Origin of the sequence: Actinophytocola sp. (assembly GCF_050699915.1) — a bacterium.
Lineage (GTDB): Bacteria > Actinomycetota > Actinomycetes > Mycobacteriales > Pseudonocardiaceae > Actinophytocola.
The window spans coordinates 1-17022 of record NZ_JBOHGA010000057.1; the positions used below are offsets into that span (position 1 = coordinate 1).

Genomic DNA, 17022 nt, shown 5'->3' on the forward strand with positions numbered 1-17022 from the left:
CCGGCGGATGGGTGGAGCTGAGCGGCAGGTAGGCGGCGCCGGCGGACAGGATGCCGAGCAGGGCGGCAACCATGTCCGCGTCACGTTCGTGCAGGATGCCCACCACGTCATCGGGCCCCAGCCCGGTCCGGCGCAGCCGTCCGGCGATCTGGCGGCGGCGGGCGTCGAGCTCGCGGTAGCTCAGCTCACGACCCTCGGCGCTGACCGCGGGCGCGTCCGGTGCCAGCGCGGCATGCTGGGCGAACATCTCGTGCACCGGCAGCTCTTTCGACCGTGCCGGGCCACCGCGGCCCCATCGCTCCAGGATCGTCCGCCGCTCATCCGGACCGGTGAGCGGCAACGCGTCGACGCGCCTGCTCGGCTCGGCCACCGCCGCGCCGAGCAGGTGTACGAACCGCTCGGCGAGGGCGTCCGCGGTGGCCCGCTCGAAGAGCTCCGTGCTGTAGGTGAGGGCGCCGACGAGACCGCCGCGGCCGTCCGACGGCGCGTTGAACCACACGTCCAGGTCGAACTTGGCCCCGGTCGGCAGCGGCGTGCACACCTCGACGTCCACTTCGGACAGAACGGGAGCGGGAAAGGGTGCCACATCGGCGCCGAACGCCGCCTGCACCAACGGGGTGTGCGCCGGGCTGCGGTTGGCCCCGCACAGGTCGACCAGTGCGTCGAACGAGACGTGCTGATGGGACAGCACGCCGAGCACCGACCGGCGGACGTCGGCGAGCAGGTCGGCGAAGGTGACCCCGGGCGGCATGGTGAGCCGCACCGGCAGCGTGTCGACGAACATCCCGATCAACGGCTCGAACTCCGGTAGCGGCCGGTCGGTGACCGGAATGCCCACGACCAGGTCGCGGACGTCGCTCAGCCTCCCGAGCACCACGCCGTAGACGGCGAGCAGCACCATGAACGGGCTCATCCGGTGCCGCCGGGCGAGCGTGGCCAGGTCGTCGGCGAGCTGCTCCGGGATGTCGAACACGACCGTGTCACCGGCCCCGCCGCGCACCGGCGGCCGCACCCGGTCAGCGGGCAGCGGCAGCAGGTCCGGGACACCGTCGAGATAGGACGCCCACCAGTCCACCGGTGGGGTGACGTGTGCCGCACGCCAGGCCACGTATTCCCCGTACTGGGCGGAAAGCGCCGGCAGCTCGGCGGTGACGGCCGCGCCGGTGCGCGTGGCGTAGGCCGCGGACAACTCGCCGAACAAGACCGCCAGCGACTGGCCGTCGCACACGATGTGGTGCACCGCGATGCAGAGCAGGTGCTCGCGCGGGCGTATCCGCACCAGTCGCGTCCGCACCAGGGGACCCGCGGCGAGGTCGAAGGGCCGCTCACACCACTCCTGGGCCAGTCGGCGCGTGCGCTCCGCGGACACGCTCGGTTCGACCACCGGCAGCGAGACGTCGACGGCGTCCGCAACGCGGACCACCGGCGTCCCGTCCTCGTCGTGGAACGTCGAGCGCAGCGCCGAGTGTCGCGCCACGACGTCGGCGATCGCGCCGCGCAGCGCCTCGGGATCGAGAGTCCCGACCAGACGCACGAGGCAGAACACGTTGTTCATCCCGCTGTCCGGGTGCATCCGGTCGGCCAACCACATGCCGCGCTGGGCCGGGGACACCCCGGTTCCGCGCCGCCGGCTGCCAGTCGACACCGTGACCGTCACGTCGGGTCTCCCTTTTGCGATGTGTCCGTCGATGTCCGCGTCGTCCGTGTGAAACGAGTCCTCACAGGCCACTTCCTCCGGTCGCACGGAGGTTCTGACCAGTGACCCAGGCCGCGTCCGGGCCGGCGAGGAACGCCACGACCCCGGCGATATCCGCCGGCCGGCCGAGCCGCCCGAGCGGGGTCGCGGCGATCTCCTCGTCGAAGGTCTCGCCCGGGTTCGCGGTGCGCAGCAGGTCGGTGTCGGTCGCACCGGGCGAGACGATGTTCGCGGTGATGCCGCGGGTGCCGAACTCCTGCGCCGCGACGATGGTGAAGTGTTCGAGCGCACCCTTGCTGGCGATGTAGAGGGCCCCGCCGGGTTCGTGCAGCACAGTGTTCACTGTGGACACCGTGATGATTCGGCCGCCGTCGCGCAGGAGCCGCCCGGCCCGCTGGATGGCGAAGAACGGCCCCTTCGCGTTCACCGCCATGACCCGGTCGTACTCGTCTTCTGTGACGTCGGGGATGGCGCATGGCGTGCTGTCCGCAGCGTTGCAGACCATGATGTCCAGTCCGCCGAACCATTCCTCCGCACGGTCGAACGCGGCGGCCAGGTCCACGGCACTCCCCTGGTCCGCACGGACCGCGCGGGCCGCGCCACCGTCGCGGCCGACCTCGGCCACGACCTCGCGCGCGGCGGACTCGTTCGCCACGAAGGTGAACACGACGTCTGCGCCGTCTGCGGCCAGCCGGCACACGACCGCCCGGCCGATGCCGCGCGATCCGCCCGTCACCAGCGCCACCTTGCCCGCCAGCGCGGTCATGCGCCCACCTCCGCGACGACCTCGGCGCGGGCGTGTAACACGTGGCGCACGCCGGCGGCCACGGCCCGCAACGTGGCGAGGTCCACGACCCGCGGGTCCCGGCTCACGCGTAGCCGCGGCGCCTCACCGTCCCCGCAGAACAGCTCGACGACGAGCTCGATGTCCGTCCACGGCAGGTCATCCTTCGCGTCCTGGTGGACGGTGACGCCCGGCAGCCGCAGGCACGGCGCGGGTGAGTCCTGCACGGCGGCGATGACCTGGTACAGCGGATGCCGGCCGGTCCGCGGCGGCCGGGCGAGCCGGACCACCTCGGCGAAGGGCAGGTCGGCGTGTGTCATGGCGACGGCGGCCGCGGCGGCGGCCGTACGCGGGCCGTGCCGTTCACGGTGCAGGCGCACGCACACGGTGTCGACCAGGCAGCCGACCGGTCGCTGCAGCGGCTCAGTGACGCGCAGGCTCACCGGCACTCCGACGCCGACGTCGTCGTTCGCGGTGGCGTCGAACAGCGCGCGACCGACGGCATCCAGCAGCACCGCGAGGACCGTGGTGCCCGACTGGGCGGCCCGCGCGCGAATCCCGTCCATCTCGTCGTCGAGGGGGAACTCCAGCCAGCGTGCCCCGGAACCGTCCGCGGCCGCGGGCGGCCAGACGATCGGCGTCAGGCCGGCGGTGGCACCGGTCCAGTAGCCGGCTTGCCCGGCCAGGTCGGCGGCGCTCGCGACGTCCACGAGCGACCGGTAGGTCGCGGCGAGGTCCGGCACGCCGGGCTCGGCGGTGCCCGCGTACGCGGCACTGATCTCGTGCGCGAGCACGTGTTCCGACCAGCCGTCGAACACCGCGTGGTGCACCGCGACGCCGAGTTCCCAACACTCGCGCGAACTGTCGCGGGCCAGCACCGCCCGCCACACCCGCCCGGACATCAGGTCGAACGGGCGGTGCAGCCGCTCGAGCACCTGGGTGCGCGCCGGCCCGCCATCATCCACTTCGAACCGGATGATTTCAGTGTCCTCTTCGGACGCTCGAACGGTGAGCTCGTCACCGAGCTCGAACGCCGCCCGCAGGGCGTCGTGGCGGCGGTGCACCGCGCTCAGGGCTGCGACGAGGCGCTCCTCGTCGACGGGGCCGGTGAGCCGCCACCGCAGCACGCAGTGGTTGGCCGGCGACGCCGACCGCAGCCGCATCTCGTGCAGCACGAAGGACTGCTGCATGGGCGTCGCAGGCACGCCGGCCGGGCCGTGGCCGTCGCTCGCCGCGGTGGGCGGCCGCGGCTCGTCCAGCCACGCGGCCAGCTTCGTGACGGTCCCCGCGCTCATGAGCCGGGAGATCGGCACCACCCGGCCGAACCGCTTGCCCAGCCTGCTGCACAGCCGGACCGCGCTCATCGACGTGAGGCCCTGGGCGAACACCGACAGGGTCTTGTCGACCGCGTTCCCGACCAGTGCGGCCACCTCGGCCGCGACCACCTCGACCGTGCTCGCCACGCCCGTGACCTCCGGCTGCCGATCCCCGTCGCGCGAGGTCGCCGGCGATTCGGCGACGAGCGCGTTGACGTCGACCTTTCCGGTGGGCGACAACGGAAAGCGGTCCACCGCGACGATCCGGTCGGGCACCGCGAACGACGGCAGCACCGCCCGCAGCCGGGCCTCGAGCTCCGCCACCGTCGGCCGCCCGCCGGTCGCGAGGTAGAACAGCTGCAGCCCGTCGGCGTTGCCGGTGTCGTCGGGCCGAACCGCCACCACGCACCGGCGCACCCCGGGCACGGCGGCCGCCGCGCTCTCGACACCGGCGGGCTCGATCCGGTTGCCGCGCACCTTGACCTGCCGGTCCAGGCGTCCGTGGAAGTGGACGACGCCGTCGGCGGTGCGGCGACCGAGGTCGCCGGTCCGGTAGACCCTCAGCGAGGACCCGTCGACGGGAATCGTGTGGAACTTCGCCGCGGTAAGCGCCGGATCGCCGAGGTAGCCGACGGCCAGGCCGTCTCCCGCGACACAGATCTCGCCGGTCTCGCCCTCGGCGCACAATCGGTCCGGCGCATCCGGGCGCGTGATCAGGACCTCGGTACGCGGCACCGGGCGGCCCAGCGGGACCTCACCCGTGGTGTCGGCCGGCCGGACGTCGTGAGTCAGGGCGAAGACGGCACTCTCGACCGGGCCGTACCCGTTGACCAACCGCAAGTCCGGTTGCGCGGCGAGCAACTCGCCGGCGTGCCGCGCGGACAGCCGCTCCCCGCCGACGATCAGCGTGCGCAGCCCGGTGAACGCGTTGACGTCCTCCTCGATGAACAGGTGGAACAGCGAGGTCGTCATGAAGGCCGTGTTCGCCCTGTGGACGCCGATGGCGTGCCGGAGACCGTCGGGCGTCAAGGGCCGGGCGGTGACGAGCACTGCGCTCCCGCCGGTCGTCAGCGGACCCCACAACTCCAGCGCGAACGCGTCCCAGGGCACCGCGGCGGACTGGATCATGACCGTGTCACGGTCGAACCGTGCGAACGTGCAGCCGTCGAACAGGCGAAGGGTGGCGCGGTGGGGTGACAGGACGGCCTTCGGTTCGCCCGTGCTGCCGGAGGTGAAGAACACCATCGCGGCGTCGCCGTTCTCGGACACGATCGGCCGTGACCGGGAACCGACATCGGCTACGTCGGAGCCGTCCGCGCCGACGAGGACGCGACGTCCCGCGCCGAACGATTCCCGGCCGGTGTCGGTGATCACCGGCTGACCGTCGAGGATCTCCAGGATCCGCCGCAGCCGTCCGACGGGCCAGTTCGGGTCGAGCGCCGAGTACGCCGCGCCGCACCGGAGTACGGCCAGCAGCGCGACGATCAGCTCGGCCGACGGTCGCAGGAGGACGGCGACGACGGCGCCGGGCGCGACTCCGCACTGGGCGAGGATCGCGGCGAGCTCGGCGGACCGGCGATCGAGCTCGCCGTAGGTGATGGTGAACTCGTCATGGACGACGGCCGGCGCTCGCGGTGTGCGGGTCGCATGATCATGGACGGCCTCGTGGATTCTGCTGTGCTGCAACGCATGCCTCTCGGACGGGTGCTCGCCTCGCGGCGGTGCTACGGGGTGGCCGGTGCCCGGCGGGTGGACAGCGTGCGAAGCGTCCGGGCGATGGGCTCGTGACCCCCGACAAAGGCGATCAGGGCGTCGCGCTTCCAGCCGACCGGACGGTGCATCGGTGCGGCGATGCCGAGCTTCTCGATCAGGTAGTCGATGTGCGAGTCGACCGCCCGGGGGCTCAGCGCCAGTCGGGCCGCGATGTCGGACGACGTCGGCGCGGGCTTCGTGGGCTTGTCGAGCAGGACCGACTCGCACAACGCGGTGAGCACCATCGAATAGCGGGCGTTGGGGTCGAGGTCCGGATGCGCGCTCGGCGTGATGGCCGGGCAGACCGCGCCGACCTTCTTCGCCGTGCCGGGGCTGAAGAACACCATCACCGACACACCGTCGGCGCCGTGTAACGGGCCCGCGGTCGCCATGTCCAGGTCGAACGACTGAAGCTCACCAGGAAGGACGGTCGTCGGGTTGGTGCGCGCGTCGACATCGGCGACGACCAGCGGCTGGTCCGCCGACTGGTTTCGCAGGTACCACTGGTGCGTCCCTGCCAGGATCTGCCCGGCGAACGGCACGGTCGTTGCGCCGGAAAGGCACAGCTCGAACGGACATCTACCGCATCTGCATACTCCGAACGTCGCGACGTCGTCGCTGTGCAACGTGACCTTTCGCGGATCCCGACCCCGCTCTGCCGGCTCCTGCAGAGTGAGAGACGACATTTCCAGCCTCCATTAGCACTAATTCACGGTTAGGCTCAATGATGCAACGGCGCCCGCGTACAGCAGTATCGGCGCGCCCTCCAGCCTGGTCTGCGCGATATTGGTGGAGCCGAGGACCGGCCGAAGTCAGGGAAATTCCCTGTAGTTTGACATGGCTGTACATCCCCGACTCTCACGCCTGAACCATCAGAATGGTGGTCGGCTACCGCCTCAACCGGTATCCGGGTAATCAGCACACACGCGGGTTGCGACCATAGTCTGCATGCAGTAATATGCCTCTCTCCCGGAAAAGAACATCAAACGTCCGGTTTCCCCATTCCTTGCAGCACACGACAGCGGCATTCACACGAAATGAGTCGCCGCCCGGTCGACCGCCGGAAGGAATTCCGGCCGGCGCCGTCGTGTCGTCCGGTCCCGCGGGGGCCGGTCAGCCGCGGAGCTCCGCGATGAGGCCGGCGCCCACCTTGCGGACCTCCTCCACGAACAGCTCGAAGTCCTCGCGGCGGCTGCGGTGGTTCGTGATCGCGGCCCGCAGGGCGAACCGGCCGTCGAGCACGGTGTGCGACGGCACCACGGTGCCGCTCTCCTGCAACCGGCTCAGCAGCTCGCGGTTGATGTCGTTGAGCTGGTCGTCACCGAGTCCGCCGGTGCCGCAGTAGCGCAGGCAGACCACGTTCAGCTCGACCGGGGCCAGCAGCTCCAGGTCGGGGGCGGCGGTGACGAGCTCGGCGAGGTACGCCGCCTGCCGCACGTTCTGCTCGATGAGGCGCCGGAACTTGTCGACGCCCTGTTCCTTGAGGCCCATCCAGATCTTGAGGGCACGGAACCCACGGGAGAGCTGCGGGCCGTACTCGGTGAACTGCTGGTTCCTGGCCGCCGCGAGACCGCGCTCCGCGGGCGCCATGTACGGCGCGTCGTACTGGAACGCGGCCCGGTGCTCGGCGTCCGAGCGCACCAGCGTGCAGCCCGCCTCGTAGGGGAAGTACATCCATTTGTGCAGGTCGAATGCCAGTGAGTCGGCCCGCTCGAGACCGGCTAGCCGGGGCCGCAGGGTGGCGGAGATGGCCGCGCACGCACCGAACGCGCCGTCGACGTGGAACCAGACGCCCTCGCGTTCGGCGATGTCGGCGAGCCCGTCGAGGTCGTCGATCGCTCCCGTGTTGACCGTGCCCGCGTTTCCCACGATGCACAACGGAACCCGGCCGGCGGCGCGGTCGGTCTCGATCGCGGCCGCCAGCGCAGGCAGCCGCACCCGGTGGCGCTCGTCGACCGGGATCTTGCGGAGCGCCTCGGTGCCCAGGCCGAGCAGCTGGACCGACTTCTGCACCGAGGAGTGCGTCTCGGCCGAGGCGTACACGGTCAACGGCGGCGCACCCGACAGCCCGGACCGCTTGGCCGCCACGGCGTCGCAGTTGTTCCGAGCGACCGCGAGGCCGACGAAGTTCGCCATCGACCCGCCGCTGAGCAGGATGCCCGTCGCCTCGTCGCGGTAGCCCAGGATCGTCTTGCACCACTCGATGACCTGCGCCTCGACCTGCGTGCCAGCGTCGTCGAACCCGTCGACGCTCGAGTTGACCGCGCCGGCCAGCATCTCGGCCAACATGGCCATGCCGCTGCCCTGCCCGCACACCCAGCCCCAGAACCGTGGGTGGGCGTTCCCGGTGACGTACGGGAGCACCAGGGTCCGGAAATCGGCGTAGACCCGTTGCGCCCCTTCTGGTTCGTCCGGCGGCGGCTGTCGCAGCCGGCCTCGCAGCTCGTCGGGCATCGGCTGCCAGACGGGACGATCTCGCAGTCCCGCCAGGTAGTCGAACATGTCGTCCACCATGCGATGCCCGAGCTCGCGCAGCTCGGACCAGGACTCGGGGTCGAGCGATTCCTCTGCGCTGTCCATCCGTCCGTTCCTCGAGCTCACCTGGTCTTGAAGGTCGCGGACGGGTCCAGGTACCGCAGCTCGCCCGTCAGCACCTTCTTGTAGAACTGCCAGTAGGACGGGTCGACCGTCGCCACCCGGTCGGCGATCATCCGGTGCAGCTTGCGCACCTGCGCCATCGGCACGCCCTGGTGGTAGTGGTGCGCGGTGTGCACGTCGTTGCTGTTGGTGAACCAGCGGGCGAACCGGCCGGCGCGCACGGTCCGGGTGTTGGTGAGCACGTTGGGATCGGTCTGCGTGTTGAGCCCGAAATGCTCGGGAAGCTCGATCAGGAAGTGGATCGGCTCGGCGAGCAACAGCGTCGGGATCACCCAGGTGAACAGCAGCAGCGGGCTCCCGGTGCCCACCGTGAACGCCACGGCCGCGGCGAGGACCACGACGAACGCCAGATACTCGGTGCGGACCTTCTTCGCGGCGGAGGGCTTGCTGATCGCTGGGTTGGTCCGGCCGACGACGCTGCGGCCGATGTCCCGCGCGACGTCGACGTAACGGCCGAGGTGGAAGCACCCCCGGGCGAAGCCGTGGACGGTGTGCAGGTCGTCGAACCGGTAGTTGAAGAACTCCTGGTTCTGTTTCGTGCCCAGGAAGGCGTGGTGGCGGAGGTGCTCGTACTTGTAGTGCCAGAACGAACTCAACATCGGCACGCCACAAAGGAAGCCGACCAGGCGGTTGCACCACCGCCGGTTGTAGGCGTGCTCGTGGAGGCACTCGTGCTGCAGTTCCACCAGGTGCGCGTACATGGGGCCGATCACCAGGGTCGCGGCGACGACCACGGGCCAGCTGGGCCACAGCACCACCGCAGCCCAGCCCGCAGCGATCAACGCGACGGCGAACGCGAACTTGGCCGTGAAAACGGCCGGTCGCTTGACGAACAGCGTTTTGTCGAGGTTGCGTCGGGTGTCGACGCCGCGCACCGGGGCAAGCCGGACGTTCGTCGAGCCGTCGAAACTGTCACCGGGTTCTTCCGGAGATTCGAACAAGGCGGACAAGACTACTCCACATAATTGATGACATTTCACCGTCCGGGTCAGCCGAACTGCCCCCCTGAATGGAGGGGCCTCACGAAAGCAAAGCTTCGAAGGCCCATGATGCAGCGCCAGGTACGGCACCCGCCAGCATTTCCGGAGCGGTTTCCTTGGTACTCGGGCCCGAACTGAACGTCAATAAGCCATTTCGGGGACGATGCCAACGCTCCGTGTTCATCGGTCGTGGCGTACCCGTGATCGCGTACGAGAACAGCTGTATACCGCACGTATCACGGCGTCTGATCAATTACCACCAGGAGATCAAATACACGCGCCAACTGTTCTCTCCGTGAGCCGCCGGGTACTGTGGGCGGGAAATTCCCGGAGAGTTCAGATACCCGTGGAGCGCACGTGATCGTAAGCGAATCCCGACTGGAGCGGTTCTTCGCGCAATGGGAGTTCTCGGTCGAGCACATCCTGTGCGCGTCCGATGTGGACGGTCCGGCGATGACCGACCTGCTGGCCCTGGCGGACGATGACATCCGGGCCAGGTGGGACACGTTGTCGCTCGGCTACACCGAGACCGCGGGCGATCCGGCGCTACGCGCGGAGATCGCTCGTCGCTACGACGCCGTGTCGGCAGACGACGTCGTCGTCTGCGCCGGTGGTGCCGCGGAGGCGCTGTTCCTCGTCATGAACGTGCTGCTCGAACCCGCCACGCACGCGGCCGTGGTGTGGCCGGCGTTCGAGCCGTTGCACAACGTGGCCCGTGCGTTGGGCGCCGACGTCACACCCGTGCCACTCGATGCCACGGCCGGCTGGTCGCTCGACTTCGACGCGCTGCGCCGCGCCGTCCGGCCGGAGACCAGGGCGATCGTCGTCAACTTCCCGCACAACCCGACCGGTGCGCTGCTCGATGCGCAGACTTTCGCCAAGGTGGCGGACCTCGCCCGGGAACACGACATCCCGCTGGTGTCGGACGAGGTGTACCGATTCACGGAGTTCGACCCGGCGAGCCGGCTGCCGGCCGCCGCCGACGTCGACGACCAGTTCGTCAGCATCGGGGTGATGTCCAAGGCGTACGGCCTCGCCGGCCTGCGGATCGGCTGGGTCGTCACCCGTGATCGGGAGCTGCGGCGGCGGATTCTCGCCCTCAAGGACTACACCAGCGTGTGCAGCGCTGCCCCGTCGGAGATCCTCGCGATCATCGCCCTCCGGGCGCACGAGCGCATCGTCGCCGGGTGCAACGCGTTGGTGGCCGAGAACCTCGCCCTGGTCGATGCGTTCTTCGACCGGTGGCCGGGGCTGTTCGACTGGACCCGACCGGTAGCCGGCACCGTCGGGTTTCCGCGGCTTCGCGCACCGGTTCCGGTCGAACGTTTTGTGACCGAACTGATGGAGCGCGAAGGAGTGCTCCTGCTGCCGGGCACGTTCTTCGACGACCAGGACAACAGGTTCCGCATCGGGCTCGGAAAACGCGCCATGGCGACGGGACTCGAGAAACTCGATCATTTCATCGAGCGAGAGTACGCAGCGTACGCCTGAGCGTGCGACGAGTTCTACGTGCGCAGAGCGAGATGGACGAACGCCTCGGTGGTGCGGACGTCGGCCACCGCGCGGATCTCCTCCAGGATCTCCAGCAGGTGCTCGTCATCGTCGCGCGCCACCACCTCGACGAGCAGGTCGAACGAGCCCGCGGTGACCACCACATGGTCCACCCCCGGGAGTGTGACGAGCAGGTCGGCGGTCTCCTCCAGCTCGGCGTAGGTGCACACGCCCACCATCGCCCGGCGGACGAGCCCCAGCTGGACCGGGTCGGTAACGGCGACGATCTGCATGACCCCGGAGTCGAGCAGGCGCCGCACCCGTTGCCGCACAGTCGTCTCGGACAGGCCCACAGCGCGGCCGATCATGGCATACGGCCGCCGGCCGTCCTCCCGCAGTTGCTCAACGATGCCGTTGGTCGCGTCGTCGAACAACGCGTGCCCGGGGTACTCCTCCGCCGCGACCCGGCGCCGCTCCGAAACGGGATCCGTCATCCTGTCCCCATCGCGTTCGCGAGTGTTCTTTCTCGTCCGCAACTCGATACAACCCGACATCGGCGCGATGGAGCAACCGCCGGCAAGGGGAACATCGGAAGCAACGTTCGTACGGTGAAGCCGCATGGCAGTGGGGTAAATGCGTGGCCGCACGGTGGTCATCGTCGTCGGAGAGGGCGGGCGGGCAGCCGAATACGTCAAGCGTCCAGCGCTTGAGGCCCGTAGACCTCCAGGCAGTGCAGCGCCAGCTCCAGGTACACCCGCCGCTCGTGTACCGAATGCCCCAACAGCTGCTCGGCCTGCTGGATCCGGTAGCGCACCGTGTTCCGGTGCAGGCTCAGCGCCTTTCCCGCCAGGTCCGTGCTGCCGCCGGTGGCGAGATACAGGCGGACGGTCCGGCGCAGGCGGGCCGCGGCCTCGTCGGGCGCGGCCAGGCCAGCCAGCTCGCGCGCGACCATCACGCGCATCGCCGCCATCCCGCCGACTCCGCCGGCCAGACACGCCAGCTCCACGTCCGCATACCACGTGACCGGCGCACCTGCCTCGCCCGTCAACGCCACCGACTGCGCCGCCAGCGCCTCCCGGTGGCTGCGCCGGAAGCCCGCAACCCCGGGTACCGCGCTTCCCACCGCCGCGCGCACGCCCGGGCGAAGCGCCACCGACGCCAGCGCCTCCGGAGTGGGCGGCACGGGGGTTGGCACCCAACACCACAACCCGCGTGCGCCGCTCGCGACGCTCAGCGTGTGCGCGTTGCCCAGTGCCGAGCCCAGCGCCGACGCCGAGCCCTCCAGCTCCCGCACGACATCCGAAGCCGGAGTCCCGTCCCGTGCCCACAGCACGAACGCGGTGTGGTGCGGGCGCAGCGGGTGGCCGAGCAGCGAGCCCGTCGCGTCGACGTCGACGTCGACGCCGCGCAGGATCGCGTGCACCGTGTCCGATCGTTGCGCCAGCGCGCCACGCTGCCACTGCTCACGCTCCTCGGTGTACGTGCCGACCAGCACCTCCACCGAGCCGTCGATCCAGCGGCTCACCCGGTCCCAGAACCGCACCAGCACCGCGGAGCGCAGGTCGCCGTCGGTGATGCGCTCCTGCACGGTCTCCGTCACGTACGACCACACGGCGCGCTGCGCCACGCGGTACGTCGTGAGCAGCACGGTCAGGCCGAAACCGCGCCGGGCGATGGTGCGGGCCAGGTCGAACGCCTCCGCCGGCGGGCGCACCTCGAAGTTCTCGCGGGTCACCGCGGTGAGGAACCCGCGCCAGTGCGCGCCGGTGCTCGCCCGCAGGTCGCGACGCAGCTCCTCGCCCTCGGCGTAGTCGGCGACCGCCGCGACGATCTCCCGGTCGGTCATCTCCACCAGCCGAGCCAGCTCGGCGGGCACGAGCGCCTGTTCCACGTACCCGGTGATCCACTCCGCCGCTTCCGACCGCATCTCCCGCACCTTCGGTTTGTACCGCCGCACAATGCGGCAGGCAAACATTGGGCCCGCGGACCGAGCGCGTGACACGCGCCACCCCCGATGCTGGGAGCCACCCACCACCGGACCGGTCGGAGGCAGCGATGTCCATGCGGAAGTCGTTCGACTACGTGATCGTCGGCGCGGGCAGCGCCGGCTGCGTACTGGCCGACCGGCTGTCCGAGGACCCGGCGGTCTCCGTGCTACTGCTGGAGGCGGGCCCGCCAGACGAAGCAGACGAGATCAAGATCCCGGCCGCCTTCGCCAGTCTGTTCAAGACACGCTGGGACTGGAACTACGAGACGTCCCCGCAGAAGCACATGGGCGGGCGGCGCGCGCTCTGGCCGCGGATGAAGGCGTTCGGCGGCTGCTCGTCGATGAACGCGATGATCTACGTCCGCGGCAACCGCGCCGACTACGACGGTTGGCGGCGCGACTTCGGCGCGGTCGGCTGGGGCTACGACGACGTGCTCCCCTACTTCGTACGCGCGGAGACCAACAGCCGCCATGGCGCGCCGTTCCACGGCACCACCGGCCCGCTGCGCGTCGAGGACCGCCGCTACACCCATGAGCTGACCGATGCCTGGATCGCGGCAGCGGTGGCCGGCGGGTTGCCGGCCAACGACGACGTCAACGGCGCCAGCCAGCTCGGCGCGGGCCGCTACCAGGTGACCTGCCACCGAGGCCGGCGCTGGTCGGTCGCGGACGGCTACCTGCGGCCCGCGATGACGCGGCCCAACCTCACCGTCCGGTCGGGCGCGTTCGTCACCCGGGTGGTGCTGGCGGGCACGCGCGCGGTGGGCGTCGAGTACACCAGGGGCGGCGAGACGCACACGGCGTTCGCCGACGGCGAGGTCGTGCTCTCCGGTGGCGCGATCAACTCGCCGCAGCTGCTCATGCTCTCCGGCATCGGCCCCGCCGCGCACCTGCGCGAAGTCGGCGTCGAGGTCGTGGCCGACCTGCTCGGTGTCGGGGAGAACCTGCACGACCACCCGGCCACGCCGATCCTGTGGCGAACCAAGGGCACCACCGACATCGCCGTCGACCACGTCAGCCCGCGCCGGCTCGTGCAGTGGCAGCTGCTCGGCACCGGGCCGCTGACGTCGAACATCGGCGAGGCGGGCGGGTTCATCTCCACTCGCGACGGCGCGACCGCGCCGGACATGCAGTTCCACGTCGCGCCAACCGGGTTCTACGACAACGGCCTGCGCGAGCCGGTCGGCCGGATGTTCACCGCCGCGGCCACGCTGGTCGACGTCGCCAGCCGCGGCAGGCTGCGGCTGCGCTCGCCCGACCCGCGCTGGAAGCCCGACATCGACCCGGCGTACTTCGCCGAGCCCGCCGACACCGACGCGATGGTCGCCGGGCTGCGCAAGCTCGTCGAGATCGCGCGGCAGGCACCGCTCGCCCGCTACCTCGACGGCGCTTACCTTCCATCCACTGTAGACAAAATCGGTGACGAGGCCTGGCGCGAGCACATCGAGTCCTGGACCCAGACGCTCTACCACCCGGTCGGCACCTGCGCGATGGGCACCGGCGAGCAGTCCGTGGTGGACCCGGAGCTGCGGGTGCACGGCGTCGACGGGCTGCGCGTCGTGGACGCGTCCGTGATGCCCCGGGTGGTGCGCGGCAACACCAACGCGCCCACCGTGATGATCGCGGAGAAGGCCGCGGACCTCATCCGCGGCCGTACGCCCGCCCCCGTCACCACCACGAAGGAGGCGACCCGATGACCACGATCCACCCTGCGCGCACCAACGGCTTCGCCGTGCATGCCCCCGGCTGCGGCGACCTGGTCGGCGAGCACCCGATCCGCACCGAGGCGGAGGTGCGCGCCGCCGTCGAGCGCGCCCGCGTCGCGGCGGCGTGGTGGTCCCGCCTGTCCTACGCCGAGCGCGGCGAGCGGCTCGACCGTTTCCGCGGCGTACTGGCCCGGCGCGCGGCGCAGCTGGCCGGTGTGATCCACGATGAGACCGGGAAACCGCACTCCGACGCGATGCTGGAGATCGCGCTGACGCTGGACCACCTGGCGTGGGCGGCGAGGAACGCACCGAAGGTGCTGGGTCGGCGGCGCGCCAAGGTCGGCCTGCTGATGGCGAACCAGGCCGCGACGGTCGAGTACCAGCCGCTCGGCGTGGTCGGTGTGATCGGACCGTGGAACTACCCGGTGTTCACCCCGCTCGGCTCGATCGCGTACGCGCTGGCCGCGGGCAACGCCGTGGTGTTCAAGCCAAGCGAGCTGACGCCGGGCACCGGCGCGTGGCTGGTGGAGGCGTTCGGCCAGGTGGTCGGAGAGCACCCGGTGCTGCAACTGGTGACCGGCGACGGCTCGACCGGCGCGGCGCTGTGCGGCGCGGGCGTGGACAAGATCGCGTTCACCGGCTCGACCGCGACGGCCAAGAAGGTGATGGCGGCGTGCGCGCCGACGCTCACCCCGTTGGTCGCCGAGTGCGGCGGCAAGGACGCGCTGCTCGTCGACGCCGACGCCGACCTCGACGCGGCCGCCGACGCGACGGCGTGGGCGGGCATGGCCAACGCCGGACAGTCGTGTATCGGCACCGAACGGGTGTACGTGCACGAACGCGTCTACGAGAGTTTCCTCGCGAAGCTCGTGGCCATCGCGGGGAAGGCGCGCGCCGGCAGCGACCCGGAGGCGCAGCTCGGGCCGATCACGCTGCCCGCGCAGGTCGGCATCATCCGGCGGCACATCGACACCGCCGTCGCCGCAGGCGGGCGCGTGGTGCTCGGCGGGTCGGACGGGATCGCGGACAACGTCGTGCAGCCGACGATCCTGGTCGACGTGCCGGAGGACGCCCCAGCGGTGACCGAGGAGACGTTCGGGCCGACGCTGACGGTGACGAAGGTGCGCGACATGGACGAGGCGGTCGCACTGGCCAACGCCACCGGCTACGGGTTGGGCGCGGCGGTGTTCGGCGGGCGCGGGCAGCATCTCGCGGAGCGGCTGCGTTGCGGGATGGTCGCTCTGAACGCGGTGTTCTCCTACCCGCGGATCCCGGCGCTGCCCTTCGGCGGGGTCGGCGACTCCGGGTTCGGTCGGATCCACGGACCGGAGGGACTGCGCGAGTTCGCGTACGCGCAGTCGGTGACGCGGCAACGGTTCGCCGCGCCGCTGGCGCTCACCACGTTCGCTCGCACACCGAAGACGGACGCGCTCGTGGCGAAGGTGATGACACTGCTGCACGGCAGGCATTAGCCTCGAGATTTCGTGAGGTGGTGGGCGACATCTGGCGGTAGATGCACGGAAGTGCCTGTCCTGCAAGGCATTCTTGGGATTGCGAAGTCTCAAGGTTGCCGAGCGGGAAGGCACTCCGTAGGTGAAGCTATCTCAGGTTCGGGTGTGGTTCTTGATCCGGCGCGCGAGTGGTTTGGTGTCCTCTGCTGGTGGGGTGTTGATCCGGAAGGTGCTGCGCGTGTCCGGGGCGCAGCGGGCGTTGTCGGTCGCGCTCGCGCCGTGGTGTGGCCGGCGAGCGACCCACGATCCGGGGAAGATCGTGTGTGACGTGGCGACCGCGGTCGCCGGCCGCATCATCCGCAGCGGCCGCCGACAACGACTCCGACTACCCCGCGACTGGCCCTGGAACCACCTCATCGACACCGGCTACGCCGCGCTCCTCGCCGCCTGAACCACACGACCCCGACCCCACGAAAGCAACCACAACCAGCGGACCCAGCGCCGCGAACAACCCCTGCACACAACCGAAACAGGCACAGCGGAACCAACCCCAACACCCCGTCCCACACCCAGATGAAAGATCGAGGTTAGGGGGCGCGCGTCGTCGGCGGGTGGCGATGCCGCGGCGGCGCGGTTCGGCGCTCCGCCACCAGGAACGACAAGGACGCCATCGACCGCCACGTCCGGTGTGGACGGACGATGGGGCGTACTGGTCAGTCGTGAGCGCTGCCGGCCGCGTGGCGTGCGGCGATGCCGCGGACGAGGTTCTCGGCGGTCTTGCGAGCGGCGGTGTTGACGAACGGCATGAGCGTGCGCTCCATGGCCTTGCCCGCGATGCCGCCGGGCAGCTGGAACTCGACGCGAAAGGCGACCCGGCTGCGGTTCTCGTCGATCGGGGTGAGGTCGAAGCTGGTGGCGGAGTCCATCCCGGTGACCGCGCGGTAGGCGAGGCGGACGTTCTCCTCCCACTCCACCGTGCGGATGGTCGACTTCAGCGTCGAGGGGCCGATCTTGGTCTCGGACCGGAACGTCGAGCCGAAGCCGCGGTCGAGGTTGCCGACCGGTTCGAAACTCGTCATGCCGTGCCAGTAGTCGAGGACGTTGCGATAGTCCGCGAGGTAGGCGAAGGCGACCTCGACGGGCGCGGCGCACTCCTCCACGAAGCTGACTTCGGTCATGCCGGGATTCCTTTCGTCTAGGG

General features: G+C 70.4%; 13 protein-coding genes. 4 read left to right on the forward strand and 9 right to left on the reverse strand.

Going from position 1 to position 17022, the window contains the following annotated elements; translation table 11 throughout:
• From ACRDSK_RS13130 to ACRDSK_RS13155, 6 genes are all read right to left on the reverse strand, one after another.
• Positions 1 to 1657: condensation domain-containing protein (locus ACRDSK_RS13130; RefSeq protein ID WP_431440786.1), on the reverse strand; the 1657-nt coding region annotated here is incomplete at its 3' end.
• A gap of 61 nt (positions 1658 to 1718) precedes the next feature.
• On the reverse strand, positions 1719 to 2462 hold the full coding sequence (locus tag ACRDSK_RS13135; protein WP_431440787.1) for an SDR family oxidoreductase: 744 nt from the start codon (positions 2460 to 2462) through the stop codon (positions 1719 to 1721).
• Entirely contained in the window at positions 2459 to 5482 is a 3024-nt protein-coding gene (locus tag ACRDSK_RS13140) for an amino acid adenylation domain-containing protein (RefSeq protein ID WP_431440788.1), read from the reverse strand. The genes ACRDSK_RS13135 and ACRDSK_RS13140 overlap by 4 nt, the downstream gene beginning before the upstream one ends.
• Before the next feature lie 38 nt (positions 5483 to 5520).
• On the reverse strand, positions 5521 to 6090 hold the full coding sequence (locus ACRDSK_RS13145) for a hypothetical protein (protein ID WP_431440790.1): 570 nt from the start codon (positions 6088 to 6090) through the stop codon (positions 5521 to 5523).
• 571 nt (positions 6091 to 6661) lie between these two features.
• Positions 6662 to 8128, reverse strand: coding sequence for a pyridoxal phosphate-dependent decarboxylase family protein (locus tag ACRDSK_RS13150; protein WP_431440792.1), 1467 nt, complete (start codon positions 8126 to 8128; stop codon positions 6662 to 6664).
• A 17-nt stretch (positions 8129 to 8145) separates the two neighbouring features.
• The gene (locus ACRDSK_RS13155; protein WP_431440794.1) at positions 8146 to 9156 is read right to left on the reverse strand and encodes a fatty acid desaturase family protein; all 1011 of its coding nucleotides are present in this window, start codon (positions 9154 to 9156) and stop codon (positions 8146 to 8148) included.
• Between the two features lie 387 nt (positions 9157 to 9543).
• On the opposite strand from ACRDSK_RS13155, the gene ACRDSK_RS13160 reads away from it, so the two are divergent.
• A complete protein-coding gene (locus ACRDSK_RS13160) occupies positions 9544 to 10677 on the forward strand; it encodes an aminotransferase class I/II-fold pyridoxal phosphate-dependent enzyme (protein WP_431440796.1) in 1134 nt (377 codons plus the stop codon).
• Positions 10678 to 10691: 14 nt separating this feature from the next.
• Here ACRDSK_RS13160 and ACRDSK_RS13165 read toward each other — a convergent pair whose 3' ends face one another.
• Entirely contained in the window at positions 10692 to 11171 is a 480-nt protein-coding gene (locus tag ACRDSK_RS13165; protein WP_431440798.1) for an Lrp/AsnC family transcriptional regulator, read from the reverse strand.
• A 197-nt stretch (positions 11172 to 11368) separates the two neighbouring features.
• On the reverse strand, positions 11369 to 12604 hold the full coding sequence (locus tag ACRDSK_RS13170) for a PucR family transcriptional regulator (protein ID WP_431440799.1): 1236 nt from the start codon (positions 12602 to 12604) through the stop codon (positions 11369 to 11371).
• 128 nt (positions 12605 to 12732) lie between these two features.
• On the opposite strand from ACRDSK_RS13170, the gene ACRDSK_RS13175 reads away from it, so the two are divergent.
• From ACRDSK_RS13175 to ACRDSK_RS13185, 3 genes are all read left to right on the forward strand, one after another.
• The gene (locus tag ACRDSK_RS13175) at positions 12733 to 14361 is read left to right on the forward strand and encodes a GMC family oxidoreductase (protein ID WP_431440800.1); all 1629 of its coding nucleotides are present in this window, start codon (positions 12733 to 12735) and stop codon (positions 14359 to 14361) included.
• Positions 14358 to 15842, forward strand: a complete 1485-nt coding sequence (locus ACRDSK_RS13180) for an aldehyde dehydrogenase family protein (protein ID WP_431440802.1) — start codon at positions 14358 to 14360, stop codon at positions 15840 to 15842. The genes ACRDSK_RS13175 and ACRDSK_RS13180 overlap by 4 nt, the downstream gene beginning before the upstream one ends.
• A 193-nt stretch (positions 15843 to 16035) precedes the next feature.
• Positions 16036 to 16272 (forward strand): hypothetical protein, encoded by a 237-nt coding sequence (locus ACRDSK_RS13185; RefSeq protein WP_431440804.1) that lies wholly within the window; start codon positions 16036 to 16038, stop codon positions 16270 to 16272.
• 262 nt (positions 16273 to 16534) lie between these two features.
• Here the strand turns inward: ACRDSK_RS13185 and ACRDSK_RS13190 are convergent, their stop codons facing one another.
• Complete coding sequence (locus tag ACRDSK_RS13190; protein WP_431440807.1) at positions 16535 to 16999, reverse strand: SRPBCC family protein; 465 nt, start codon at positions 16997 to 16999, stop codon at positions 16535 to 16537.
• Positions 17000 to 17022 lie beyond the last annotated feature (23 nt).

Excerpts from the sequence above, each read along its gene's own strand:
- ACRDSK_RS13190 (WP_431440807.1), bottom strand. The coding sequence starts at position 16,999 with ATGACCGAAGTCAGCTTCGTGGAGGAGTGCGCCGCGCCCGTCGAGGTC.
- ACRDSK_RS13150 (WP_431440792.1), bottom strand. The coding sequence starts at position 8,128 with ATGGACAGCGCAGAGGAATCGCTCGACCCCGAGTCCTGGTCCGAGCTG.
- ACRDSK_RS13175 (WP_431440800.1), top strand. The coding sequence starts at position 12,733 with ATGTCCATGCGGAAGTCGTTCGACTACGTGATCGTCGGCGCGGGCAGC.
- ACRDSK_RS13165 (WP_431440798.1), bottom strand. The coding sequence starts at position 11,171 with ATGACGGATCCCGTTTCGGAGCGGCGCCGGGTCGCGGCGGAGGAGTAC.
- ACRDSK_RS13180 (WP_431440802.1), top strand. The coding sequence starts at position 14,358 with ATGACCACGATCCACCCTGCGCGCACCAACGGCTTCGCCGTGCATGCC.
- ACRDSK_RS13135 (WP_431440787.1), bottom strand. The coding sequence starts at position 2,462 with ATGACCGCGCTGGCGGGCAAGGTGGCGCTGGTGACGGGCGGATCGCGC.
- ACRDSK_RS13170 (WP_431440799.1), bottom strand. The coding sequence starts at position 12,604 with ATGCGGTCGGAAGCGGCGGAGTGGATCACCGGGTACGTGGAACAGGCG.